The 20854-nt window shown below is 59.3% G+C and carries 15 protein-coding genes; 6 read left to right on the plus strand and 9 right to left on the minus strand.

Features of this window, described 5'->3' with window-relative positions:
* Positions 1 to 88: 88 nt before the first annotated feature.
* Positions 89 to 1309 carry an aspartate aminotransferase family protein gene (locus Q7C20_RS21810; RefSeq protein WP_375070123.1) on the minus strand — a complete coding sequence of 407 codons (1221 nt, stop codon included), beginning with the start codon at positions 1307 to 1309 and terminating at the stop codon, positions 89 to 91.
* A gap of 245 nt (positions 1310 to 1554) precedes the next feature.
* Here Q7C20_RS21810 and Q7C20_RS21815 point away from each other — a divergent pair, with 245 nt between their 5' ends.
* A complete protein-coding gene (locus tag Q7C20_RS21815; RefSeq protein WP_375070125.1) occupies positions 1555 to 7425 on the plus strand; it encodes a dermonecrotic toxin domain-containing protein in 5871 nt (1956 codons plus the stop codon).
* A 6-nt stretch (positions 7426 to 7431) separates the two neighbouring features.
* Here the strand turns inward: Q7C20_RS21815 and argR are convergent, their stop codons facing one another.
* The 7 genes from argR to acs all read right to left on the minus strand — a co-directional run bounded on the left by argR (position 7432) and on the right by acs (position 15466).
* Positions 7432 to 8412, minus strand: a complete 981-nt coding sequence (argR, locus tag Q7C20_RS21820) for a transcriptional regulator ArgR (protein ID WP_049711881.1) — start codon at positions 8410 to 8412, stop codon at positions 7432 to 7434.
* A gap of 242 nt (positions 8413 to 8654) precedes the next feature.
* Entirely contained in the window at positions 8655 to 9419 is a 765-nt protein-coding gene (locus Q7C20_RS21825; RefSeq protein ID WP_375070127.1) for an ABC transporter ATP-binding protein, read from the minus strand.
* 27 nt (positions 9420 to 9446) lie between these two features.
* Positions 9447 to 10559 (minus strand): succinylglutamate desuccinylase/aspartoacylase family protein, encoded by a 1113-nt coding sequence (locus Q7C20_RS21830; RefSeq protein ID WP_375070128.1) that lies wholly within the window; start codon positions 10557 to 10559, stop codon positions 9447 to 9449.
* A 1-nt stretch (position 10560) separates the two neighbouring features.
* Positions 10561 to 11259 carry an ABC transporter permease gene (locus Q7C20_RS21835; RefSeq protein WP_375070130.1) on the minus strand — a complete coding sequence of 233 codons (699 nt, stop codon included), beginning with the start codon at positions 11257 to 11259 and terminating at the stop codon, positions 10561 to 10563.
* Positions 11256 to 11945, minus strand: coding sequence for an ABC transporter permease (locus Q7C20_RS21840; protein WP_348060302.1), 690 nt, complete (start codon positions 11943 to 11945; stop codon positions 11256 to 11258). The genes Q7C20_RS21835 and Q7C20_RS21840 overlap by 4 nt, the downstream gene beginning before the upstream one ends.
* A gap of 92 nt (positions 11946 to 12037) precedes the next feature.
* Complete coding sequence (locus Q7C20_RS21845) at positions 12038 to 12823, minus strand: ABC transporter substrate-binding protein (protein ID WP_348060300.1); 786 nt, start codon at positions 12821 to 12823, stop codon at positions 12038 to 12040.
* 687 nt (positions 12824 to 13510) lie between these two features.
* Positions 13511 to 15466: an acetate--CoA ligase gene (gene acs / locus Q7C20_RS21850; protein ID WP_375070132.1), complete on the minus strand. Its 1956-nt coding sequence runs from the start codon at positions 15464 to 15466 to the stop codon at positions 13511 to 13513.
* A 397-nt stretch (positions 15467 to 15863) separates the two neighbouring features.
* Between acs and Q7C20_RS21855 the strand changes: the two genes are divergently transcribed.
* From Q7C20_RS21855 to Q7C20_RS21875, 5 genes are all read left to right on the plus strand, one after another.
* Complete coding sequence (locus Q7C20_RS21855) at positions 15864 to 16133, plus strand: DUF2790 domain-containing protein (protein ID WP_375070134.1); 270 nt, start codon at positions 15864 to 15866, stop codon at positions 16131 to 16133.
* Between the two features lie 560 nt (positions 16134 to 16693).
* The gene (locus Q7C20_RS21860) at positions 16694 to 17944 is read left to right on the plus strand and encodes a ribonucleotide-diphosphate reductase subunit beta (protein WP_375070136.1); all 1251 of its coding nucleotides are present in this window, start codon (positions 16694 to 16696) and stop codon (positions 17942 to 17944) included.
* A 314-nt stretch (positions 17945 to 18258) separates the two neighbouring features.
* Positions 18259 to 18837, plus strand: a complete 579-nt coding sequence (locus Q7C20_RS21865; RefSeq protein ID WP_375070138.1) for a Bro-N domain-containing protein — start codon at positions 18259 to 18261, stop codon at positions 18835 to 18837.
* A 99-nt stretch (positions 18838 to 18936) separates the two neighbouring features.
* Entirely contained in the window at positions 18937 to 19650 is a 714-nt protein-coding gene (locus tag Q7C20_RS21870) for an HNH endonuclease (protein WP_375070140.1), read from the plus strand.
* 72 nt (positions 19651 to 19722) lie between these two features.
* Positions 19723 to 20364, plus strand: coding sequence for an HAD-IB family hydrolase (locus Q7C20_RS21875; protein ID WP_375070167.1), 642 nt, complete (start codon positions 19723 to 19725; stop codon positions 20362 to 20364).
* Positions 20365 to 20485: 121 nt separating this feature from the next.
* Here the strand turns inward: Q7C20_RS21875 and Q7C20_RS21880 are convergent, their stop codons facing one another.
* Positions 20486 to 20710, minus strand: a complete 225-nt coding sequence (locus Q7C20_RS21880; protein WP_375070142.1) for a hypothetical protein — start codon at positions 20708 to 20710, stop codon at positions 20486 to 20488.
* Positions 20711 to 20854: the final 144 nt, after the last annotated feature.

A 20854-nucleotide genomic window follows, 5' to 3' on the forward strand; every position in this document is an offset into this window, starting at 1 on the left:
TGTCAGTTGATAAATCAGGTGACTGATCCACCGCTATCGGGGGCAAGCCCCCTCCCACATTTGATCCGGTCCGGCAGACAGATTTGTATCAGGCTTGGGTCAGCGTTTTCACAGCACGTTCCAAACGGTCCAGACCTTCCTGAATATCCGCCTCTTCCACCACCAGGCTCGGGGCGAAACGCACCACGTCGGGGCCTGCTTGCAGGACCATCAGGTTTTCTTTCTCGGCCGCGTTGAACACGTCCTTGGCCTTGCCTTTGAAGGCATCGCTCAGCACGCAACCGATCAGCAAGCCCAGGCCGCGCACTTCGCTGAAGATGCCGTACTTCTCGCCGATCTGTTGCAGGCGCGCCTTGAACAGGTCGTGTTTGGCGTTTACACCGGCCAGCACTTCTGGGGTGTTGATCACATCAATAACGGCCTCAGCCACCGCGCACGCCAGCGGGTTACCGCCGTAGGTGGTGCCGTGGGTGCCGACGACCAAGTGCTTGGCCAGCGCTTCGGTGGTGAGCATCGCCGCAATCGGGAAACCGCCGCCCAGGCTCTTGGCGCTGGTGAGGATGTCCGGCACCACGCCGTAATGCTGATAAGCGAACAAGTGGCCGCTGCGGCCCATGCCGGTTTGCACTTCGTCGAAAACCAGCAATGCGTTGTTCGCATCGCACAGTTCGCGGGCGCCTTGCAGGTAAGCCAGCTCAGCCGGCAACACGCCGCCTTCGCCCTGAATCGGTTCGAGCACCACGGCGCAGGTCTTGTCCGACACGGCGGCTTTCAGCGCGTCCAGGTCGTTGTAAGGCACATGGGTAATGCCGGTGATTTTAGGGCCGAAACCATCGGAGTACTTCGACTGGCCACCGACGTTAACGGTAAACAGGGTACGGCCGTGGAAGCTGTTCAGCGCGGCAATGATTTCGTATTTCTCGGTGCCGAAACGGTCGAACGCGACTCGACGGGCCAGCTTGAAGGCGGCCTCGTTGGCTTCGGCGCCGGAGTTGCAGAAGAACACACGCTCGGCAAAGGTGGCGTCGATCAGTTTGTGAGCCAGGCGCAGGGCCGGCTCATTGGTGAAGACGTTGGAGACATGCCACAGCTTGTTGGCCTGTTCGGTCAGCGCGCCGACCAGCGCCGGGTGGGCGTGGCCCAATACGTTGACCGCGATGCCGCCTGCGAAGTCGATCAGCTCGCGACCCGCCTGGTCCCATACGCGCGAACCTTCGCCACGCACAGGAATGAATGCGGCAGGTGCGTAGTTAGGCACCATGACTTGGTCGAAATCGGCACGTTGCACCGGGGCTTGCTCAACGGACATCGGAGTCTCCTGAAGAGGAACGCCTGCCTGGACATGGCGGGCGATGCTGGGATTGTAAGGACAGTTTTCGGCGCGGCCTTGCCGCCAAGCGACAACTTCTTATAGCGCAAACCCCTGTTTTCAGCGGGTTTACGCCAATGCGACAAATAGCGTCGCAATGGCGCAGTTTAAACTAACTATCTAGAGCAGACCGCCTGAAACACACTGATCTACTGATGCGCTTTCCTGCCCATCAGAGATTCAGCATGAGTAAGCCCTCCGCCCGTCACCGTCACCGCCGGCCCGACAGCCATTATCACCACCTCAATAACGCGATTCCCGCCTGGCTGGGCAAGGCGTCGAACGCCAAGCGCCAAGCCTTTTCCAGCGCCAAACTGCAGCCGGTTGAGGCCAGCACCGCACTCAAGGGCCTGAACGCCGACCACTGGACCGCGCAAAATGCCGTGGATAACGCCCTCAAACACATCAAAAACCCCCAGGCATTTGCCCGCGAGGTACTCGAAAACGCCTTGCTGACACGCTATGGCCTGAGCCTGGACAGCGAAGCCGTGCACCTGCGCCTCTACATTGCGCTGAATGTGCCGTGGTTTTCGATCCCCTCCGGCGCAGCGCGTACCTGGACCGTGTCACTGCTGGACGCCGCCCTGCACAACTTCGAACACGCCGAAACCCTGGAGGGCGCCTTTGAAGCGGGCTCGACCTTCATCACGCGCCCCTCGCCCAGCGGCCAGTTCGAGACACTGCCGACCATCGGGCAAACAATCACCGTCAACGCCTTCACCACCCTGTGTCGCGAGCTGGATATCGGGGCGCGCTACCAGCGCTATCTGAACGAGCAGTTGGGCATGACTGAACCGGTGAGCGCCGCCGTGCTGAGGCGCAAAGTAGATGCCAGTGGCAAAGCCGCCCTGCGCGCAGCCTTGCAACTGGCGCGTTTGCGCGGCGATATCGGCGACGATTACGCCCGACAGATCGAAGGCTTACTGGAAGGACGCCGCGACCTGGAACGGGCGAACCTGCCCCTGCGCTGCCACGACTTGAAGATGATGGACGCGCCCCTCAGCGGCATCCTGCTGCTGGCCCCCGACCTGGAAAACACGCGCTCAGTGCAACGCCTGGTGGCCTACGTGCCCGATGACCCGGCGCATCCGCTCAAGGAATATGCGTCGCCACTGGCGTTTAAACAGGCACTGACCCAACAACTGCGCGACGACGACTACCAAGTGTTTTTCAGCCGCTTCGTTGCCCACGAACACCGCGGGCAGTTTTTCGCCAACCTGAGCCAGCGCCTGGCAAGAATCACCTGGCACCCGCCCGTGCACGGCAGCGGGCAGGCGCCGTGGCGCAAAGAGCCGACCGACGACCCGAAACTGCAGTTTGCTGCCAGCGTGATTCAGGGCGATGTGTGGCAACACCTCTATCAGCAAAAGCTCAACCAGGTGCTCAACGACGCACGCACTCAGGCAGTGGCAACTGCCGATGTCGACCGCAACGCCCGCTGGGCGCTGTGGGACTCGTTCGTCAACGTTGCGTCGTCGATTCTCAACGCCGCCGTGCAGATCGTCGCGCCCTTTATTCCAGGGCTGGGCGAATTGATGCTGGGCTACATGGCCTATCAACTGCTCGACGACGTGTTCGAGGGCATCATCGACTGGGCCGAAGGCGAAACCCGTGAAGCCTTTGCGCATTTGATGGGCGTTCTCCAGTCACTGGTGGAACTGGGCGCGTTTGGCGCCGGCAGCACCATTGGCGTGGCCGAACTTCGCAAGGCATTGCCAAGCGATGTGGTGGCGTTTTTCGACCGCTTCAAACCGGTGACCCTGGCCAACGGCAATAACCGTTATTGGAAACCCGACCTCACACCCTACGAGCAACCACTCACTTTGCCGCCTCGCATGGGCATCAGCGAACACGGCCTGCACACCGTGCGAGGCGAGTCGATACTGCCGCTGGAAGGCACGCTGTACGCCGTGGAAAAAATCGACAACAGCGCCCATTACCGGATCAAGCACCCTACACGCGCCGACGCTTACACACCCACGGTGCGCCATAACGGCAGCGGCGCCTGGCACACCGAACTGGAGCGCCCGTTGCAATGGGATCGCCCTACCCTGCTGCAACGCCTGGGGCACAAGGCTCAGGGCTTGAATGAGGCGGATCGCGAACTGGCCCTGAACATCAGCGGCGTGCAGGAAAACGCCCTGCGCAAAATGCACGTCGACAGCCAACCGATCCCGCCGCTGCTCGACGACACCCTGGCGCGCCTGCGCATCGACCGCGACCTACAGCGGCTGATCGATAACCTGCGCAGCGACGACCCGGCGCTGTACCAAAGCATCGATCCTCAGGACCAACTGCAGTTGCTGACCACTTACGGCAATTGGCCGGCGGGCAAATCACTGCGCTTTTTGAATAAACAGGGTGAGGTCACCTGGACCTTCGGCGACCCGACCAAACCCGTGGTGCAGATTCATGAGGCCCAGTTGAGCAACGGCGAACTGCTCAAGACGGTGCTCCAATCCCTGACCGAGGATGAACTGCGCATCCAATTTGATGAGCGCATCGGCGACCCGCAATTGAGCCTGGACGTGCGCACTCGCCACCTGCGCGAAAAGCTCGCGCAAAGCGTCGAACGTCAACGTGCCGGCCTGTTTGACTCACGGTACGCGCCGCTGACGCTTGCCTCGACGGCGGATACCCGTCAACTCCTGCAGACCGCGCCAGGCCTGCCGGTCAGTGTTGCCCAACGGCTTTCGGAACAGGCCAGCGGCGCAGAACTGGACGTTTTGGATCAACACAGCACGCCTCCGCGCCTGGCGGAGCTGGCGCGGGCAGCACTGGAGGAAGTACAGCTGAGCCGTGCCTACGAAGGCCAGCACCTGAGTTCACCACAGACGCTGGACACCGACCGGTTGGCACTGAGTTCGCTGATCCTGCAACCCGGATGGTCCGACCAGGTCCAGCTTGAAGCCCGGCATCGCAGCGTCGATGGCGCACTGTGGAACGCCGTCGGCCCGGCTGACGCCGCCATTCGCCGCACGCTGGTGCGCCTGGGCTCTGGCCGCTATGTAGCGTACGAAGGCGGCGCCGCGTTATGCGGCGAAATCGACCTGTATGCCGCCATCTTGCACGCCCTGCCGGATGCCCAGCGCAATGCACTGGGCATCGATATCCATGCAGGGCCTGAACTCAGACGCCGTCTGGCCGACCGCCCGCTGGCGCGCGAGACCCTGCGCGTGCTGCTCGACGCGCCTGCGCCCGAGTCGGTGCGCGTTGAAACCCTGCGCCTGCTGGGCAACACCGTCGGCTATGCCGGCGAGCCTCCCACTGCGGCCCAACCGCTGAGCCTGGGGCAACGTATACGCGCACTGTTTCCCATCCTGGACGAGCAGCAGGCACAGCAAATGATAGACGCCATGGCACCGGGCAGCGCCGATGTGGCGGTTGCTGCACTGGAAACCATACATCTGCAACTGCAGTCGACGCTGGCCACCTGGCAAAACGACATCCCCACCCATCATCCCACCTTCGGCACTGAACTGGCCGCACGTCAACGTCGGTACGAGCTGCGCAACCGGCGCCTGATTGTCGAGCAAATCCAGCAATGCTGGCGCCGAGAGACCGACGCTGACAACCACTACGGCGACCACACGCGCGACGGCTTCACGCTGCAACTGAGGTGGCCGATCATGGGTGACCTGCCGCCGCTGGCCACCGAATTTGCGCATGTGTCCTTCCTGTCCCTGCTCGGCGCTGAAAGCACCTCTGGGACAGCACGTTTTATTGAACATTTCCCGCGCTTGCGGCACCTGGAAATCAGGGAAACGCCGCTGGGCGAATTGCCCGCTTCGATCAGCGCGATGCCCGCACTGCGCAACCTCAGCCTGGACAACTGCAACGTGGTGCTCACTCCCCAAGGCGCAGCCCGCCTGGCGGCAATGAGCCGTCTGGAGAACCTGAACCTGCATCAAAACCCGTTGGGGCAGTTGCCCGACGTGCAATCGATGAGCGACTTGGAAGCCCTCGACCTGTCCCGGACCGGCATTGACCAACTGCCCGCAGGGTTGCTGAATTTGCCCAGACTGCGCACGGCCTTTTTGAGTGGCAACCGCCTGCGCGAACTGCCCCCGGCGCTGTTTGAACTGTCGCCTTCCAGCAGCCAGCGTTTTGACTTTTCCGGTAACCCGCTTGCGCAACCGACGCTGGAGCGCATCAAGGCCTACTACCAACAGCACAGCACCTATTGGGAGGCTGACGCAGCGCCTGTAGACCAGCGCGATACACGCTTGCTGTTCCCATCAATGAACAACGACAGCGTGAATAAATTCATCTTCAGCCTGCCTGGGGATATCGAGGCTGGCAGGCGTGAGCTGGCGCGATTGGCGCAAGAACTGGGCACCCTGCAAACGCAATTGAGCGCCTGGTCGACCGAAACCGGGTTGGCGGACCTGGAGCAGGCCAGGCGACAGGCGCTGCATCAATTGCTGGAACGCAGCTGGCGGCGGGAAACGCCTCAGGGCACTCAGTTTATCCACTCGCTGATGATTCCCCGCGCAATGGCCGGCGACCTGCCAACGCTGAGCGCACAGTTCAAGCATATTGGTTACCTGAGCCTGGAAGGCAACGGCGGCCCCATGCAGGTCAACACGTTCATCCAGAGCTTTGCGGCGCTGGACATTCTCAACATCCAGGACGCGCGGCTGGGCGATATTCCGGCCAAGGTATTCGACGCTCCTACGCTGACCCACTTGTCCCTGCCGCGCTGTGGGATCACCCTGACCGACGCCAGTCAAACAGCGCTGCAAGGCATGACCCGCCTGCAACACCTGGACCTCGGCGAAAACCCCCTCGGCCGCGCGGTGGATTTTCGCCAACTGGTGAACCTGCAAGAGGTCTCCCTGCAGCACACCGGCTTGACGCAAGCGCCAGCAGGCTTGCTGACCCAGAACCGGTCTATGTCGATAAACCTCAGTCGCAACGCGATCCAGGAACTGCCCGATGCGATCTTTACATTGCCCGCCACCCTGACTCACCGGCTTGACCTATACGCCAACCCGCTTTCAAGCCGCAGCCTGAACCAGATCAAGGCGTACTGCCAACGCACAGGTGAGTTTTTCAATGCCCAAACGCCCGCTGCAGAACGCGAACGCGTCGAGGCGCTTTATCCGTTCCTGCTGGAAAACGAAGCCGACCGTTTTATCTTCAGGCTGCCTGGCGACATGAGCGATGTCGCCGGGCACGTGACACGCCTTGAAGCAGAGTACCAACAGCTGGGCATTGACCTTGACCAATGGATTTTGGATGTGCCCGAGCGCCATCCGCTTCTGGACCTGCCACTGGATGAACACACGCGCGCTCAGGAGCAACTGCACCGACGTGACTTCAAGACGCTGCTGGAACAGGCATGGCGCCGTGAAACTGCGGAAGACGAAGAAAGCCTCGACGATGAACTGACTCACAGCCTGAGTATCGACACGCCGATCATGGGTGCACTGCCACAGCTGAGCGCGCGCATAGAGCACATTTCGCGGTTTGAATTTCTCGGCAATGGCACCACGACCGCAGTCGATGGCACGCTTCAGTGCTTTCCCAACCTGCAAACACTCAACGTGCAGCGCTGCTCGTTGCGCGCGCTACCCCGTTCACTGTTCAGCATGCCCAGGCTGTGCAGCGTGGAGTTGAATTACTGCGAGATCACATTGACGGAGGACGCGGCACGTTCGGTAAACGATTTGAGCGCGATGGAATTTCTTGACCTGAGTAACAACCCGTTGACCCTGGCGCCCGATGTCAGCGGCATTCAATCGTTGATAGCGCTGCACTTGCGCAACACCCAGATCACTCGCGTGCCGCCCGGCGTATTCCAGCTCTCTGAATTGCAAGTGCTGGACCTGAGCAGCAACCAGATAACGGAAATTCCGGCGGACTTGCTGGAGATGACTCCGAGCCTCAACGAGGACTCCGACCTGAGCGCCAACCCGTTGTCGGCCCAAAGCCTGGCTTACCTCAGAACCTATTTCCAACGCACGGGAAATGACTTTGAGGTGCCCGGAGCAACATGGGATGAACAGGGTAATGCACTGCCGCAACCCTTCCCGCATCCGCAGGAAGAGTAAAGCGACTCAGCCGCGCTCGGACGGCACCGACGATAACTCGAACGGGCTGCTGCTGCGCCGCTGGTTGCGGTCTTCACGGGGGGTGGCGCCAAAGAAGTTGCGGTAGGCGCTGGAGAAGTGCGGCCCCGAGGAGAAGCCGCACGACAAGCCGATCTGGATGATCGACTTGCTGGTTTGCATGAGCATCTGGCGTGCCTTGTTCAGGCGCAGTTCCAGGTAGTACTGGCTCGGGACGCGGTTGAGGTATTGCTTGAAGATGCGTTCGAGTTGTCGTCGCGACACGCACACGTGCTGGGCGATTTCGTCGGTGGTCAGCGGCTCTTCGATGTTCGCTTCCATCAACAACACCGCTTGGGTCAGCTTCGGATGGCTGGAACCCAGGCGGTTTTGCAGCGGAATGCGCTGACGCTCGCCACCTTCGCGGATGCGCTCCACCACCAGTTCTTCGGAGACCGCACCGGCCAGTTCGGCGCCGTGGTCACGGGCCAATACCGCCAGCAACAGGTCGAGTACCGACATGCCGCCGCAGGCGGTGAGGCGGTCGCGGTCCCAGTCAAACAGGTGGCTGGTGGCGATGACCTTGGGGAAGCGCTCGGCGAAATCATCCTGCCAGCGCCAGTGCACGGCGGCGCGGTAGCCATCGAGCAGACCGAGCTGGGCCAGCGGGTATACGCCCGCCGACAAACCGCCAATCACGCAACCGGCACGCACCAGCTGTTTGAGCGCGGTACTCAGTTGCGAGGCGATGACGGTGGGCGGCTCATCCGCCAGCAGGAACAGTTTCTGGAAGCCCTCAAGCTTACCGGCCCACGGCTCGCCCGGCAGTTGCCAGGCACCCTCGGCCGCAGGTTCAGCGAGCAGGAACGACAGCTCGTAGACCACGTCCGGATGCACCCGCTGAGCAACGCGCAAGGCCTCCTCAGCCAGCGCAAGCGTCAGGGCTTTTGTGCTGGGCCAAATCAGGAAACCAATTTTATGGGCGGTCATGGAGTGCTATCCGAAGCGAGTAACGGTAATGAAGACAAAGGCCAATGCTAGCCGGTAAACGATCACAAATCTCAAAACATGTGGAGATCCAATGTGGGAGCGGGCTTTTGTGGCGAGCAAGCTTGCTTGCGCTGGGGTGCGAAGCGCCCCCAAAAAAGCCGGAGACTGCTACGCAGTCAGCGGGAGCAAGCTCCCTCGCCACAACAAGCCCGCTCCCACAGGGGGATTGGGCACGTTCTTGATTATTTCAGGCTGCCGGAGAGGAACTGTTGAAGGCGCTCGGACTGCGGGTTCACCAGCACTTCACGCGGGTTGCCACGCTCCTCAACAATGCCTTTGTGCAAGAACACCAGCTGGTTCGACACTTCACGGGCAAAGCCCATTTCGTGGGTCACCACCACCATGGTGCGGCCTTCCTGGGCCAGGTCCTGCATCACCTTGAGCACTTCGCCCACCAGTTCCGGGTCGAGCGCCGAGGTCGGTTCGTCGAACAGCATCACCTCAGGTTCCATCGCCAGGGCGCGGGCAATCGCTACGCGTTGCTGTTCGCCGCCGGACATATGGCCAGGGAACGCATCCTTACGATGGCACACGCCGACTTTGGCCAGGTAGTGCTCGGCTTTTTCACGTGCGTCTTTTTTCGACATGCCCAACACGTGCACCGGCGCTTCCATCACGTTTTCCAGCGCAGTCATGTGCGACCACAGGTTGAAATGCTGGAACACCATAGACAAGCGCGAACGCATGCGTTGCAGCTGTTTCGGGTCGGCGGCCTTCATGGCGCCGTCCTTGTTGGTTACCAGTTTCAGCTCTTCGTTGTTGAGCAGAATCTTGCCGGCGTGGGGTTGCTCCAGCAGGTTGATGCAGCGCAAAAAGGTACTTTTGCCCGAACCACTGGAACCGATGATGCTGATCACATCACCGGCCGCGGCGGCCAGGGACACGCCTTTGAGCACTTCATGACTGCCATAGCGTTTATGCAGGTCTTGGACTTCAAGTTTGTACATGCGGTCGGTTCTCACAAAAACAGGTGGTCAGTCGTTGAGCAAGCGCCCGTGACGCAGCGCTTCGCGCCCCGCCACCTTGGCCAGCCAGAAACCCGCTTGGGCATAACGTAGCCGTTCAACGGCAAACAACACCCCCGAAGTGCCCGCACAGATGATGCTTACGCGGTCGTCCAGAGGGTCAATCACTTCAAAAATCGGCTCGCCTTTTTCGACCCGGTCACCGGCTTTACGCAGGTAACTGATCACCCCGGCGTGGGGCGCGAACAGCAACTCGGTGCCGCCGAAGGGCAAGCCTTCGCACGGTTCGTGTTGCGGCGCAGGCCATTCACCCTTGATCAGGCCCTGTTCGGCGAGGAACGCCAGAATGCCTTCGGCGTGGAAGATCGCTTCATCACGGCCGGTGTCGGCCTGGCCAGCGAGTTCCAGCGTTGTCGCCAGGCACGCCAGCGGAATCTGCGCCTCGGGAAACGCCTGGGCCAGGCGTAACCACGGCAGCGAACAGGCTTCATCGAACGAGCTGCCGCCGGAATCTTCCGCCAGCAAGCCCACCTTCACACCCAGGTGCGCCGACAGCGACCGCCACTGCGGCCAGTGCTGAGGCAACGCGTACATGTGCAGCGCGGCTTCAGCGTCGCAATGCAAATCGAGAACGATGTCCGCCGTGCAGGCGTGGCTCAGCAGCACACGCTGCATGCCTTGCAATTGGCTGCTCGGCGCAGGTAAGGCGGCGAGTGCATCGGCCATCGCCTGGCGGATCATGCGCACGTTGGCGTGGGGATCATCGCCGAGCTTGCCATCAAGAGAGGCGGCGACCGGCTGGCTTAATTCCACGAAGTCGCGGTTAAAATTCTTGCCGCTGCCCACCTCGAAACGCCCCTGGTGGCTGCCTTGCAGCAACTGGCCCAGGCCCATCGGGTTGGCCACCGGCACCAGCTCGATCACGCCATTGAGGGCGCCTTGCGCTTCCAGTTCGGTCAGGCGCTTTTTCAGCTCCCAGGCGGCGCGCATCCCCGGCAATTCGTCGGCGTGCAAGCTGGCCTGAATGTAAGCCTTGCGCTCGCCGGTGCCGAAACGAAACACGCTCAGCTGGCGCTCGCAGCCCAGGTGACCCCAGGGCAACAGGTGATCGATGCGTTCCATATCAATGCTTCCGTGGAGCCAGGTAGCTCAGCCAGCGGCCTTCGGCCAACTTGAACAAGCGCACCAGGATGAAAGTCAGGCACAAGTAGAACGCGCCGGCGGTGATATAGGCTTCAAACGGCAGGTAGAACTGGGCGTTCACCGTGCGCGCGGCACCGGTGATGTCGATCAGGGTCACGATGGACGCAAGGCTGGTGGTCTGCAGCATCATGATCACTTCGTTGCTGTACTGCGGCAGCGCCCGGCGCAGGGCCGATGGCAGCAGGATGCGGCGGTACAGCTTGTAACGCGACATGCCCATGGCCTTGGCGGCTTCGATCTCGCCATTGGGCGTGGCCTTGAGGCTACCGGCGATAATTTCGGCGGTGTAGGCGCTGGTGTTGATCGCAAACGCCAGGCACGCACAGAACGTGGCGCTGGACAGCAACGGCCACATAACGCTTTCGCGCACCGCCTCGAACTGGGCCAGGCCGTAGTAGATCAGGAACAGCTGCACCAGCATCGGCGTGCCGCGAATCACGTAGGTGAACAGCCAGGCCACGCCGTTGACGATCGGCTGCTTGGACACGCGCATCAAGCCCAGGGGCAAGGCGGCGAGCAGGCCGAAGAACAGCGAGATGGCGAGCAGTTTCAGGGTGGTCAGCAAGCCGCCGAGGTACAGCGGCATGGCCTCCCAAATGACGTTGTAGTCGAAGATCATAGATCAGCCGCCCTTACGCCTACCGAGTAGCGCTTCTCAAGGTAACGCAGGGCCAGCAACGAGACGCTGGTGATCACCAGGTACATCGCCGCCACTGCGAGGAAGAAGGTAAAAGGCTCGCGGGTGGCGTCTGCCGCCTGCTTGGCCTTGAACATCATGTCTTGCAGGCCCACCACCGAAATGAGCGCGGTGGCCTTGGTCAATACCAGCCAGTTGTTGGTAAACCCAGGGATGGCCAGCCGAATCATCTGCGGCACCATCACCCGGAAAAACACCTGGAAGCTGCTCATGCCATACGCCAGGCCGGCTTCGGCCTGGCCCTTGGGAATGGCCATGAAGGCGCCACGGAAGGTTTCCGAGAGGTAGGCGCCAAAGATGAAACCCAGGGTGCCGATACCGGCGGCCAAGGGGTTCAAGTCGATATAGTCGTCAAAGCCGAACATCGGCGCGACGCGGTTAAGCAGGTCCTGACCGCCGTAGAAAATCAGCAGGATCAGCACCAGGTCGGGGATCCCGCGGATCACCGTGGAGTACAAGTCACCCAGCCAGGCCAGCCAGCGCACCGGCGACAGGCGTAACGCGACCCCGATCAGACCCAGAACGATGGCCAAGGCCATGGACGACAAGGCGAGCTGAAGCGTCAACCATGCGCCATCGAGGATGACGGCCCCGTAGCCTTTCAACATGATTCAGGTCCTCGAAAAGGGGGATGAAAAAATGGCGCAAACTTCAGAGACCTCTGTTGCTTGCGCCATTCTGAGCAGACTACGACTTCGCGTTACTTGGCTTCAGGACCATAGATGTCGAAGTTGAAGTACTTTTTCTCGATTTCTTTGTACTTGCCGTTGGCACGGATCGCGGCAATGGCTGCGTTGATGCGGTCCAGGTTTTCCTTGTCGCCTTTACGTACCGCGATGCCTACGCCGTCGCCGAAGTATTTGACGTCGGTGAAGGCCGGGCCGGTGAACGCGTAGCCTTTACCGGCTGGGGTATCGAGGAAACCTTCCTGCAGCAGGGTGGCGTCAGCCACGGTGCCGTCGAGACGACCGGCTTCGATGTCCAGGTAGATTTCGTTCTGCGAGCTGTAAGGCACAACGGTGGCGCCTTTAGGGGCCAGGACTTCCTTGGCGAAACGGTCGTGGATCGAACCGCGCTGCACGCCGATCTTCTTGCCTTTCAATTCATCCAGGCTGTCGCTGACGGTGGTGCCTTCCTTCAAGACCAGGCGCGCCGGAGTCAGGTAGTAGCGGTTGGTGAAGTCCACGGATTTTTTGCGGTCATCCGTGATGGACATGGACGACAGAATCGCGTCGATCTTGCGCACTTTAAGCGCCGGGATCAGGCCGTCGAATTCCTGCTCGACCCAGGTGCACTTGACCTTCATCTCTTCGCACAGGGCGTTGCCGATGTCGTAGTCAAACCCAACGATGCTGCCATCCGGCGCCTTCGAGGCAAACGGAGGGTAAGCCGCTTCGATACCAATTTTCAGGGGCTTCTCGTCAGCGAAAGCCTGCATGGACAGCACGGACAGCGCCAGGGCGCCCAACAGCACAAGTTTCTTCATCTTGGGACTCCATCGGTATAGGGCAAAAAGCAGTATGAGCCGTGGCCCACGATGCGACTTCAGTGAAACCGAATAGCGGTGCTGCGTCCTACGCAGGTTCGACACCTGAGACGACGAGCGAGTGATCGGCATTCTAACGACAGGCTGGAAGCCGATATTTCCTCAATGCGACAACAATTTACAGAAGCACCGAGAAAGTGGATCCAGCACATTGACAGCCTCTGAATTTTATGCAGAGACAAAAGATAGTAAACCTGCTGATACTGCAAATAGCGGGCCTATTATTCGCAAACCCTTCTAGCACGGCAAGTCTGGCGTTTAATCTTATTTCTGGGGGTGTCTGGAATGCGGCTTTTCGGGGCATTGGCGTAGCGCATTGCCTCAGGATTGGGCGGCGGGTTACACATTCAGGGGCGAAGGTAACATTCAGAAACCTCCTACGGGTGAAGCCGATATTTATTAGCTTGGGGGTTCTGCGGAGCCGTCAGACCACTACCCGTTTCAATTTGAAATTCGGTCAAATGTGGGAGCGGGCTTGCTCGCGAATGCGGCGGATCAGTTAACAGATGTGTAGCTGACCCACCGCATTCGCGAGCAAGCCCGCTCCCACAGGGGATCTCCATTTTTTTCAAAAGCTCAATAAAAAGCCCCACCCGGCTCTCACCGAATGGGGCTTCGTACGCTTCTTTAAGCGGCGTTCATGGTCTTGTGCGTCTCAATCAAATGCGCCACCACACCCGGGTCTGCCAGCGTGGAGATATCCCCCAACCCGTCATACTCGGCCGTGGCAATCTTGCGCAGAATCCTGCGCATGATTTTCCCGGATCGCGTCTTCGGCAAGCCCGGCGCCCACTGGATCACATCCGGCGAAGCAATCGGGCCAATCTCCTTACGCACCCAGTTCTTCAGCTCCAGGCGCAGCGCTTCGTTCGGCTCTTCGCCGTTTTTCAGCGTGACGTACACATAGATGCCCTGCCCCTTGATGTCATGCGGCACACCCACTACGGCGGCCTCAGCGACTTTCGGGTGCGCAACCATCGCACTTTCAATTTCGGCGGTGCCCATGCGGTGGCCGGACACGTTCAGCACGTCATCCACACGCCCGGTGATCCACCAGTAGCCGTCTTCATCGCGACGCGCGCCGTCACCGGTGAAATACATGCCACGGAAGGTCTTGAAGTAGGTATCCACAAAACGGTCATGGTCGCCGTACAGCGTGCGCGCCTGGCCTGGCCACGAATCGAGGATCACCAGGTTGCCTTCAGCGGCGCCTTCGATGATGTTGCCCAGGTTGTCCACCAGCGCCGGCACCACACCGAAGAATGGCCGTGCCGCCGACCCCGGTTTGAGCGCGTGCGCACCCGGCAGCGGGCTCATCAGGGTGGCGCCGGTCTCGGTCTGCCACCAGGTATCGACAATCGGGCAACGGGATTGGCCGACGTTCTTGTAGTACCAGTCCCACGCTTCCGGGTTAATCGGCTCACCCACCGAACCGAGCAGACGCAGGCTGCTGCCATCCACGCCTTCGCAGGCCGCAGTGCCAGAGGCCATCATCGCGCGGATCGCGGTTGGCGCGGTGTAGAGGATGTTGACCTTGTGCTTGTCGACGATCTTGCCGACGCGGGTGATGTCCGGGTAGTTCGGCACGCCTTCGAACAGCAGCGTGGTCGCGCCATTGGCCAGCGGGCCGTAAACGATATAGGTGTGGCCAGTGATCCAGCCGACGTCGGCGGTGCACCAATAGATTTCGCCCGGGCGGTAGTCGAACACGCGCTCGTGGGTCAGGGCGGCGTAGAGCAGGTAGCCGCCGGTAGTGTGCTGCACGCCCTTCGGCTTGCCGGTTGAGCCGGAGGTATAAAGGATGAACAGCGCTTCTTCGGCGCCCATCTCTTTCGGCGCACACACGGTGCCCGCCACTTTCATCAGGTCTTCGTACCAGATGTCGCGATGCTGGTTCCACTTGATTGCGCCATTGGTGCGCTTGCACACGATGACTTTTTGGACGCTGCTGGTTTCCGGGTTGGTCAGCGCGTCATCGACGTTGGCCTTCAGCGGAATTTTCTTACCGGCACGGATGCCTTCGTCGGCGGTGATCACCACCTTCGACTTACAGTCGATGATGCGACCGGCCAGGGCCTCCGGCGAAAAGCCGCCAAACACCACGGAGTGAATCGCACCGATGCGGGTACACGCCAGCATGGCGACCACGGCTTCGGGGATCATCGGCATATAGATAGTCACCACGTCGCCGCGATGCACATCCTGGCCGCGCAAGGCGTTGGCGAACTTGCAGACTTCTTCATGCAGCTCGCGGTAGGTGATGGTGCGGCTCTCGGAGGGGTCATCGCCTTCCCAGATGATCGCCGCGTGGTCGCCACGCTCAGCGAGGTGACGGTCCAGGCAGTTGTAGGAAACGTTCAGGGTGCCATCGGCGAACCATTTGATGTCGACATGGTGATCGTCGAAAGAGGTCTGCTTGACCGCGGTGAAAGGCTTGACCCAGTCAAGACGCTTGGCTTGCTCACGCCAGAAACCATCGGGGTTGACCACCGACTGCTGGTACATGGCCTTGTAGGTCGCCTCGTCGGTCAGCGTGTTGGCTGCTACTTCGGGGCGAACGGGGTACAGGGAAGCCGCACTCATCTTTCTTACCTCGGTGACATAGTTGTTGTTGTATGGCCCCTGTTGTAGCCGGGGCTGCCCCATAGAACCATTCGACGATGGTAGTAACAAGCCCCTACAAAATACCCTGCCTTGCCGGTTTACGGCTCTGGCCCGCGGCCCGTGGCGCTTTGCGCCTTGATGAAAAAAGCTTTACCACGGGATTGTTACAAAAACCGCCAATAGTGTTTATCAAAAGCACGGGTATATGAATAAAACCCGCACGCCTAAAATCAACTCCGCCAACAAGGCACCGCGATTAACAACGTTACAGCCCCCACGAAGGCATCGTTAATCCGAACTAACCCATCCTAAGTTACACACGTGGCCTCATAAGGGCCCCGTGACCCCTTTCGCCCTGAAGAAGGTAAATACAGTAATGAAAGCTTTAGTAGTTATGGCCATCAGCAGCCTGTGCGCCACCGCCGCCCTGGCCGACGAAGCCCCGACTGAACTGGCCGGCCAGAACGCCCCGCTGGTAGAAGACTACACCTACAGCACCCACCTGGACGTTGCCAAAGTATTGTCCATGAGTGAAGTTCCGCAAGTATGCCGCGTTGTACCGGTACAAATGGAATATGAAGACTCACGCGGTCAGCGGCATATTCTTAAGTATCAAGTAATGGGCGATGGTTGCTCTAACGGCTAATAACTATATAAGTGTGCGTTAAACCCGGACCTTGGCCGCCGCAAGAAATCGTTCTTGCGGCCAAGGACCCAACCCAGCCATACCCCAATCCAAATGTGGGAGCGGGCTTGCTCGCGAAAGCGGTAGCCGCCACGCCACCGCAATCAGCAACAGCCACCCTCCTCCAGCCTCAACAAAATACCTCCACCGCCCGTCACCCCGCCAAACCCCTGTAAACCCTCACTCTGGCTCAAACAACAGGCTTTTTGCCTGTGATCCGAGACCATCCGCCGCAAGACAAAGCGTATTTTTTCCCTATAATGCGCGGGTAAATCGGGCCTGCAATATCCCTTTACACCGGGATGAAGAGCCAGACCTGAGGCCTCCGCTGGAGCCTGCACCTGTCGCTCCGCACCTCAGCCTCAAGCAGAACACCCGTTACCTGATTCCGTTTAATGCCTGCGCGAGCTGTTGCAACAAACGATTCCTTAAGATCCACCGCGGCCTCAGGGCCGTGTGAACACCCAACAATCCGGTTTCACACGGGCACCTTTGAGCCCTCACGCAGGAGACGACACGTCATGCTGAGCTGGGACGAATTCGACAAAGAAGAAGAAGGCGAAGTAGCCACCAAAGGCGCCAACGCCGGCCACGCCACCGAAGCCAACATGGACCGCCTCGACGGCGCCGGCGCTGCCGCCGCCATCGAAGCCCGCGCCGTGACCGCCAACGACTCCGCCGCCATCGCGCGCGCCAAAGCTGCGCTGGACAAACTCGACGTCGCCGAAGGCCTCGCCGAGCTCGAAGGCTCCGCCGCCCGCGTCGCCGTCGACGAAAAGCGCATGATCAACTGCCGCGCCGACCTCAACCAACTCGTGCCCTTCAAGTACGACTGGGCCTGGCAAAAGTACCTCGACGGCTGCGCCAACCACTGGATGCCGCAAGAGGTCAACATGACCGCCGACATCGCCGTGTGGAAAGACCCCGAAGGCCTGACCGACGACGAACGCCGCATCGTCATGCGCAACCTGGGCTTCTTCTCCACCGCCGACTCCCTGGTTGCCAACAACCTGGTGCTGGCCGTGTACCGCCTGATCACCAACCCGGAGTGCCGCCAGTACATCCTGCGCCAGGCTTTCGAAGAGGCGATCCACACCCACGCCTACCAGTACTGCATCGAATCCCTGGCCATGGATGAAGGCGAAATCTTCAACATGTACCACGAGATTCCGTCGGTCGCCAAAAAGGCCGCTTGGGGCTTGAAGTACACCCGCTCGATCTCCGATCCGAAGTTCGAAACCGGCACTGTTGAGACTGATAAAGAACTGCTGCGCAACCTGGTGGCGTACTACTGCGTACTGGAAGGCATCTTCTTCTATTGCGGCTTCACCCAGATTCTGTCCATGGGCCGTCGCAACAAAATGACCGGCGTGGCCGAGCAGTTCCAGTACATCCTGCGCGATGAGTCGATGCACCTGAACTTCGGTATCGATGTGATCAACCAGATCAAAATCGAAAACCCGCACTTGTGGGATGCCGAGATGAAGGAAGAAGCGACCCAGATGATTTTGCAGGGGACGCAGCTGGAGATTGAATATGCGCGGGATACGATGCCGCGTGGTGTTCTCGGCATGAATGCGGCGATGATGGAGGACTATTTGAAGTTCATCGCGAACCGTCGTTTGTCGCAGATTGGGTTGAAAGAAGAGTATCCGGGGACTACTAACCCGTTCCCTTGGATGAGCGAGATTATGGACTTGAAGAAAGAGAAGAATTTCTTTGAGACCCGTGTGATCGAGTACCAGACCGGCGGTGCGCTTAGCTGGGATTAATTCCTAAGCCAAGTAACATCAAGAAGCCCTGACTCGCTCAGGGCTTTTTTATGCCCGCTGATCCAGGCGGGAGCTTTCTTACACTGCGATCGTCCATTGGGTGATTGATGTAAATGACGAGGCACAATAATCTCGTCCGCCGGTGCCTAAGAAACGCCCAACGTAGAAGCTTGCCTCAATCACACAGCTGAACATCCATCTGACCCTCGTCAGGCGGAACGTATGCTGTCGTGAGGCTAAGCCAGTTGGAGTTTCTTAATCCGTCTCTACGTTGGGCTCTAGCCCTCCTGAAAATCACGTAGAGGTCATAAGGAATGCCCAGTCAATATTTGCTCGATTTGCCGACTGCCAAGAACGCAGCCACGTCTGAGCCGTCGATTGCCATTGTATTCACGCGTCACTCTCTTCAACTTCACGCCCTACTTATAGAAAACCAAGCCTGGTTCTGCGCGCGTGACCTTGGACGCTTGATGGGGACTTACTTGGATGAGCGAACGACGCGAAAGCTTGATGAAGACCAGCGACAAAGCCTGAGATTGTTATTTCACGGTCAACCGGAAGAAATGCTGATGATCAGCGAGTCAGGTGCCTATGCGCTGCTGGTCTATCACTACGCGCCGGAGAACCGGCTGCTACGTAGCTGGATAACTCATGAGGTTATTCCGACTTTGAGAGATGAGTGTCAGCCAAGAGCGGTGGAGCGGCCGTTGTTAAGCATGTTGGATTGGCCGCAGATGTCATTAAACCTGCTGCATTGGCAGGATGAAGGCTGGATTCGGCTTCGGGATATGCCGTATTTATTGGTGAATCGAACCTATCGAAATAAAGCGGTAAGGGCTTCGTGGTGGAAAAAGCTCACTCAGGGTTTCCGAATGAAGCAGCGAATTCACTAAAGCAAGCGACAGCCACTTCCCACATGCGTGTAGGAAATTTCGTAGACGCCATAATAGCTACTCAGTATCGTCCGAGGGTTTTCTACCCTCGGCGGCTGTATGGATACGAAAAAAACGAGTAATGGCTGGAGTGACGAGGAGCTTGAAGCTTCAGTCGATGCCTATTTGAAAATGTGGACGCTTGAGCAGAGCGGGCAAGCCTTTACGAAATCAGTTGAGAACCGGTTATTGCGAGAGGGGCCACTCCACCTTCGTAGCGCTTCGTCTATTGAATACCGCATGCAGAATATTTCTGCGGTGTTTGAACAGTTGGGTTTGAAACGTATCACTGGCTACATGCCAGCAAAAAACATCGGCGCTGGAGTGAGTGAGCGTATCCGTAAAGTGTTGGCCGCGAAACCTGCCTTGCACGCTGAGCGCCATACGGCAAAGGCAGATAATCCAGTGCCTGAAAAGCGCACAACCGCCTCGAAGCCCTCTCTTGAAATCGAGCCACAAGGCATTCTTAATCCGCGGCAGCTATTTACTGTCAGCGTTTCGTTTGCGCGCGCACTGCATGTGCGAAGGCTGGTTCGACAGTTAGCAAATGGCATCTGCGAAGGCTGCGATCAGCCAGCACCGTTTGCTGGAGAGGACGGCCAGCCATTTCTCGAAGTACATCACGTCAAGCACCTCGCCCAGAAGGGTTCGGATCGCACCACCAATGCTGTAGCCTTGTGCCCCAATTGTCATCAGCGTTGCCACCGTTCAGGTGATCGGGATGCTTTCACCGAAGGGCTTTACTCAAAAGTCCAAAGATTGGCACGGGAGTAAACTCCTGTGGTCACACCTGATGAACACTCAAAAAACACCAGATAGGACCGAGGCCAACCCGTGAACCCAGAAATGCTCGAAGCCGGCCCCGCTGACGCCAAAGTGCTCTCCGTCTTTGACTTCGACGGCACCCTGACCCATCACGACAGTTTCGTGCCCTTCCTCAAGTTTGCCTTTGGCACCGGTGAGTTTTATGGCCGGATGGTCAAGCTGGCCGTGCCGGGGCTGCGGTTTTTGTTGCGGCGCATCAGCCGGGATCAGTTGAAGGCGCAGTTGATCCGCACCTTTATGACCGGCGTGGAGAAGGCTTGGGTGCAGCAGAAGGCCGAGGAGTACTGCCAGCGTAATTGGGCGCGGTTGATGCGCCCGGCGGGGGTGCTTTCGGTGGAGCAGGAGTTGGGCTCGGGGGCGGAGGTGACGTTGTGTTCGGCTTCGCCGGCGTTGGTGTTGCAGCCGTTTGCGAATCGGCTTGGGATCAAGTTGATCGGGACTGAGCTTGAGGTGGTCGACGGGGTGCTGACCGGGCGACTGACCGGGAATAATTGCCGCTGTGAGAACAAGGTGCTGCGCCTTGAGGCGGTGTATGGGGATTTGGGCGAGTATCGGCTCAGGGCCTGGGGCGATACGCGTGGGGATCGGGAGTTGCTGGCGGCGGCGCAGGATGCGCATTTTCGGCATTTTCATGCGAAGAAGAAGCGCAAGCAGCTGCGGTAGTCACGCACTAGCATGGGGTGCCAGGGGTTGAGAGATTGAATCACATTACCCCGAATTTCGTTTTCATTAAGCCCAATCTAGAAGGTTGGGCTTTCACACGCGCTGTGAGTTGATACCTGACTCAATTCTTATAGGCAGTTCCTGTCTCAGCCTTGTTGATCAGATCGTCGAGGGACACATGAATGAGCGTTTCGTTGGCGTCGAGCCGTTCATGAACTATCTGATTCAACTCCAGAACCTCCAATCGGTCATCCTCAGGCATAAAGTCGTCGGACACTGATTCGCCATGGAGGAAGTAGCTGTCCCAAGTGCTTTCTGCCGGGGGGCTGTTTTTTGTTTGAGTCATGGGCATCCCTCCTTTGATTTGGCTGCAGACAATACAAGTCAGGTTGTTTGTTGCCTAGGCGGAAAATGTATCGATGCGAATGGCAGGCTCGAAAGGAAGACTGCGTCGATCCCTTCGCAGCCTCGCTGGGGCTCGAGAGCTCCC

The organism is Pseudomonas sp. AMR01, from assembly GCF_041946035.1.
Taxonomy (GTDB): Bacteria; Pseudomonadota; Gammaproteobacteria; order Pseudomonadales; family Pseudomonadaceae; genus Aquipseudomonas; species Aquipseudomonas antarctica_B.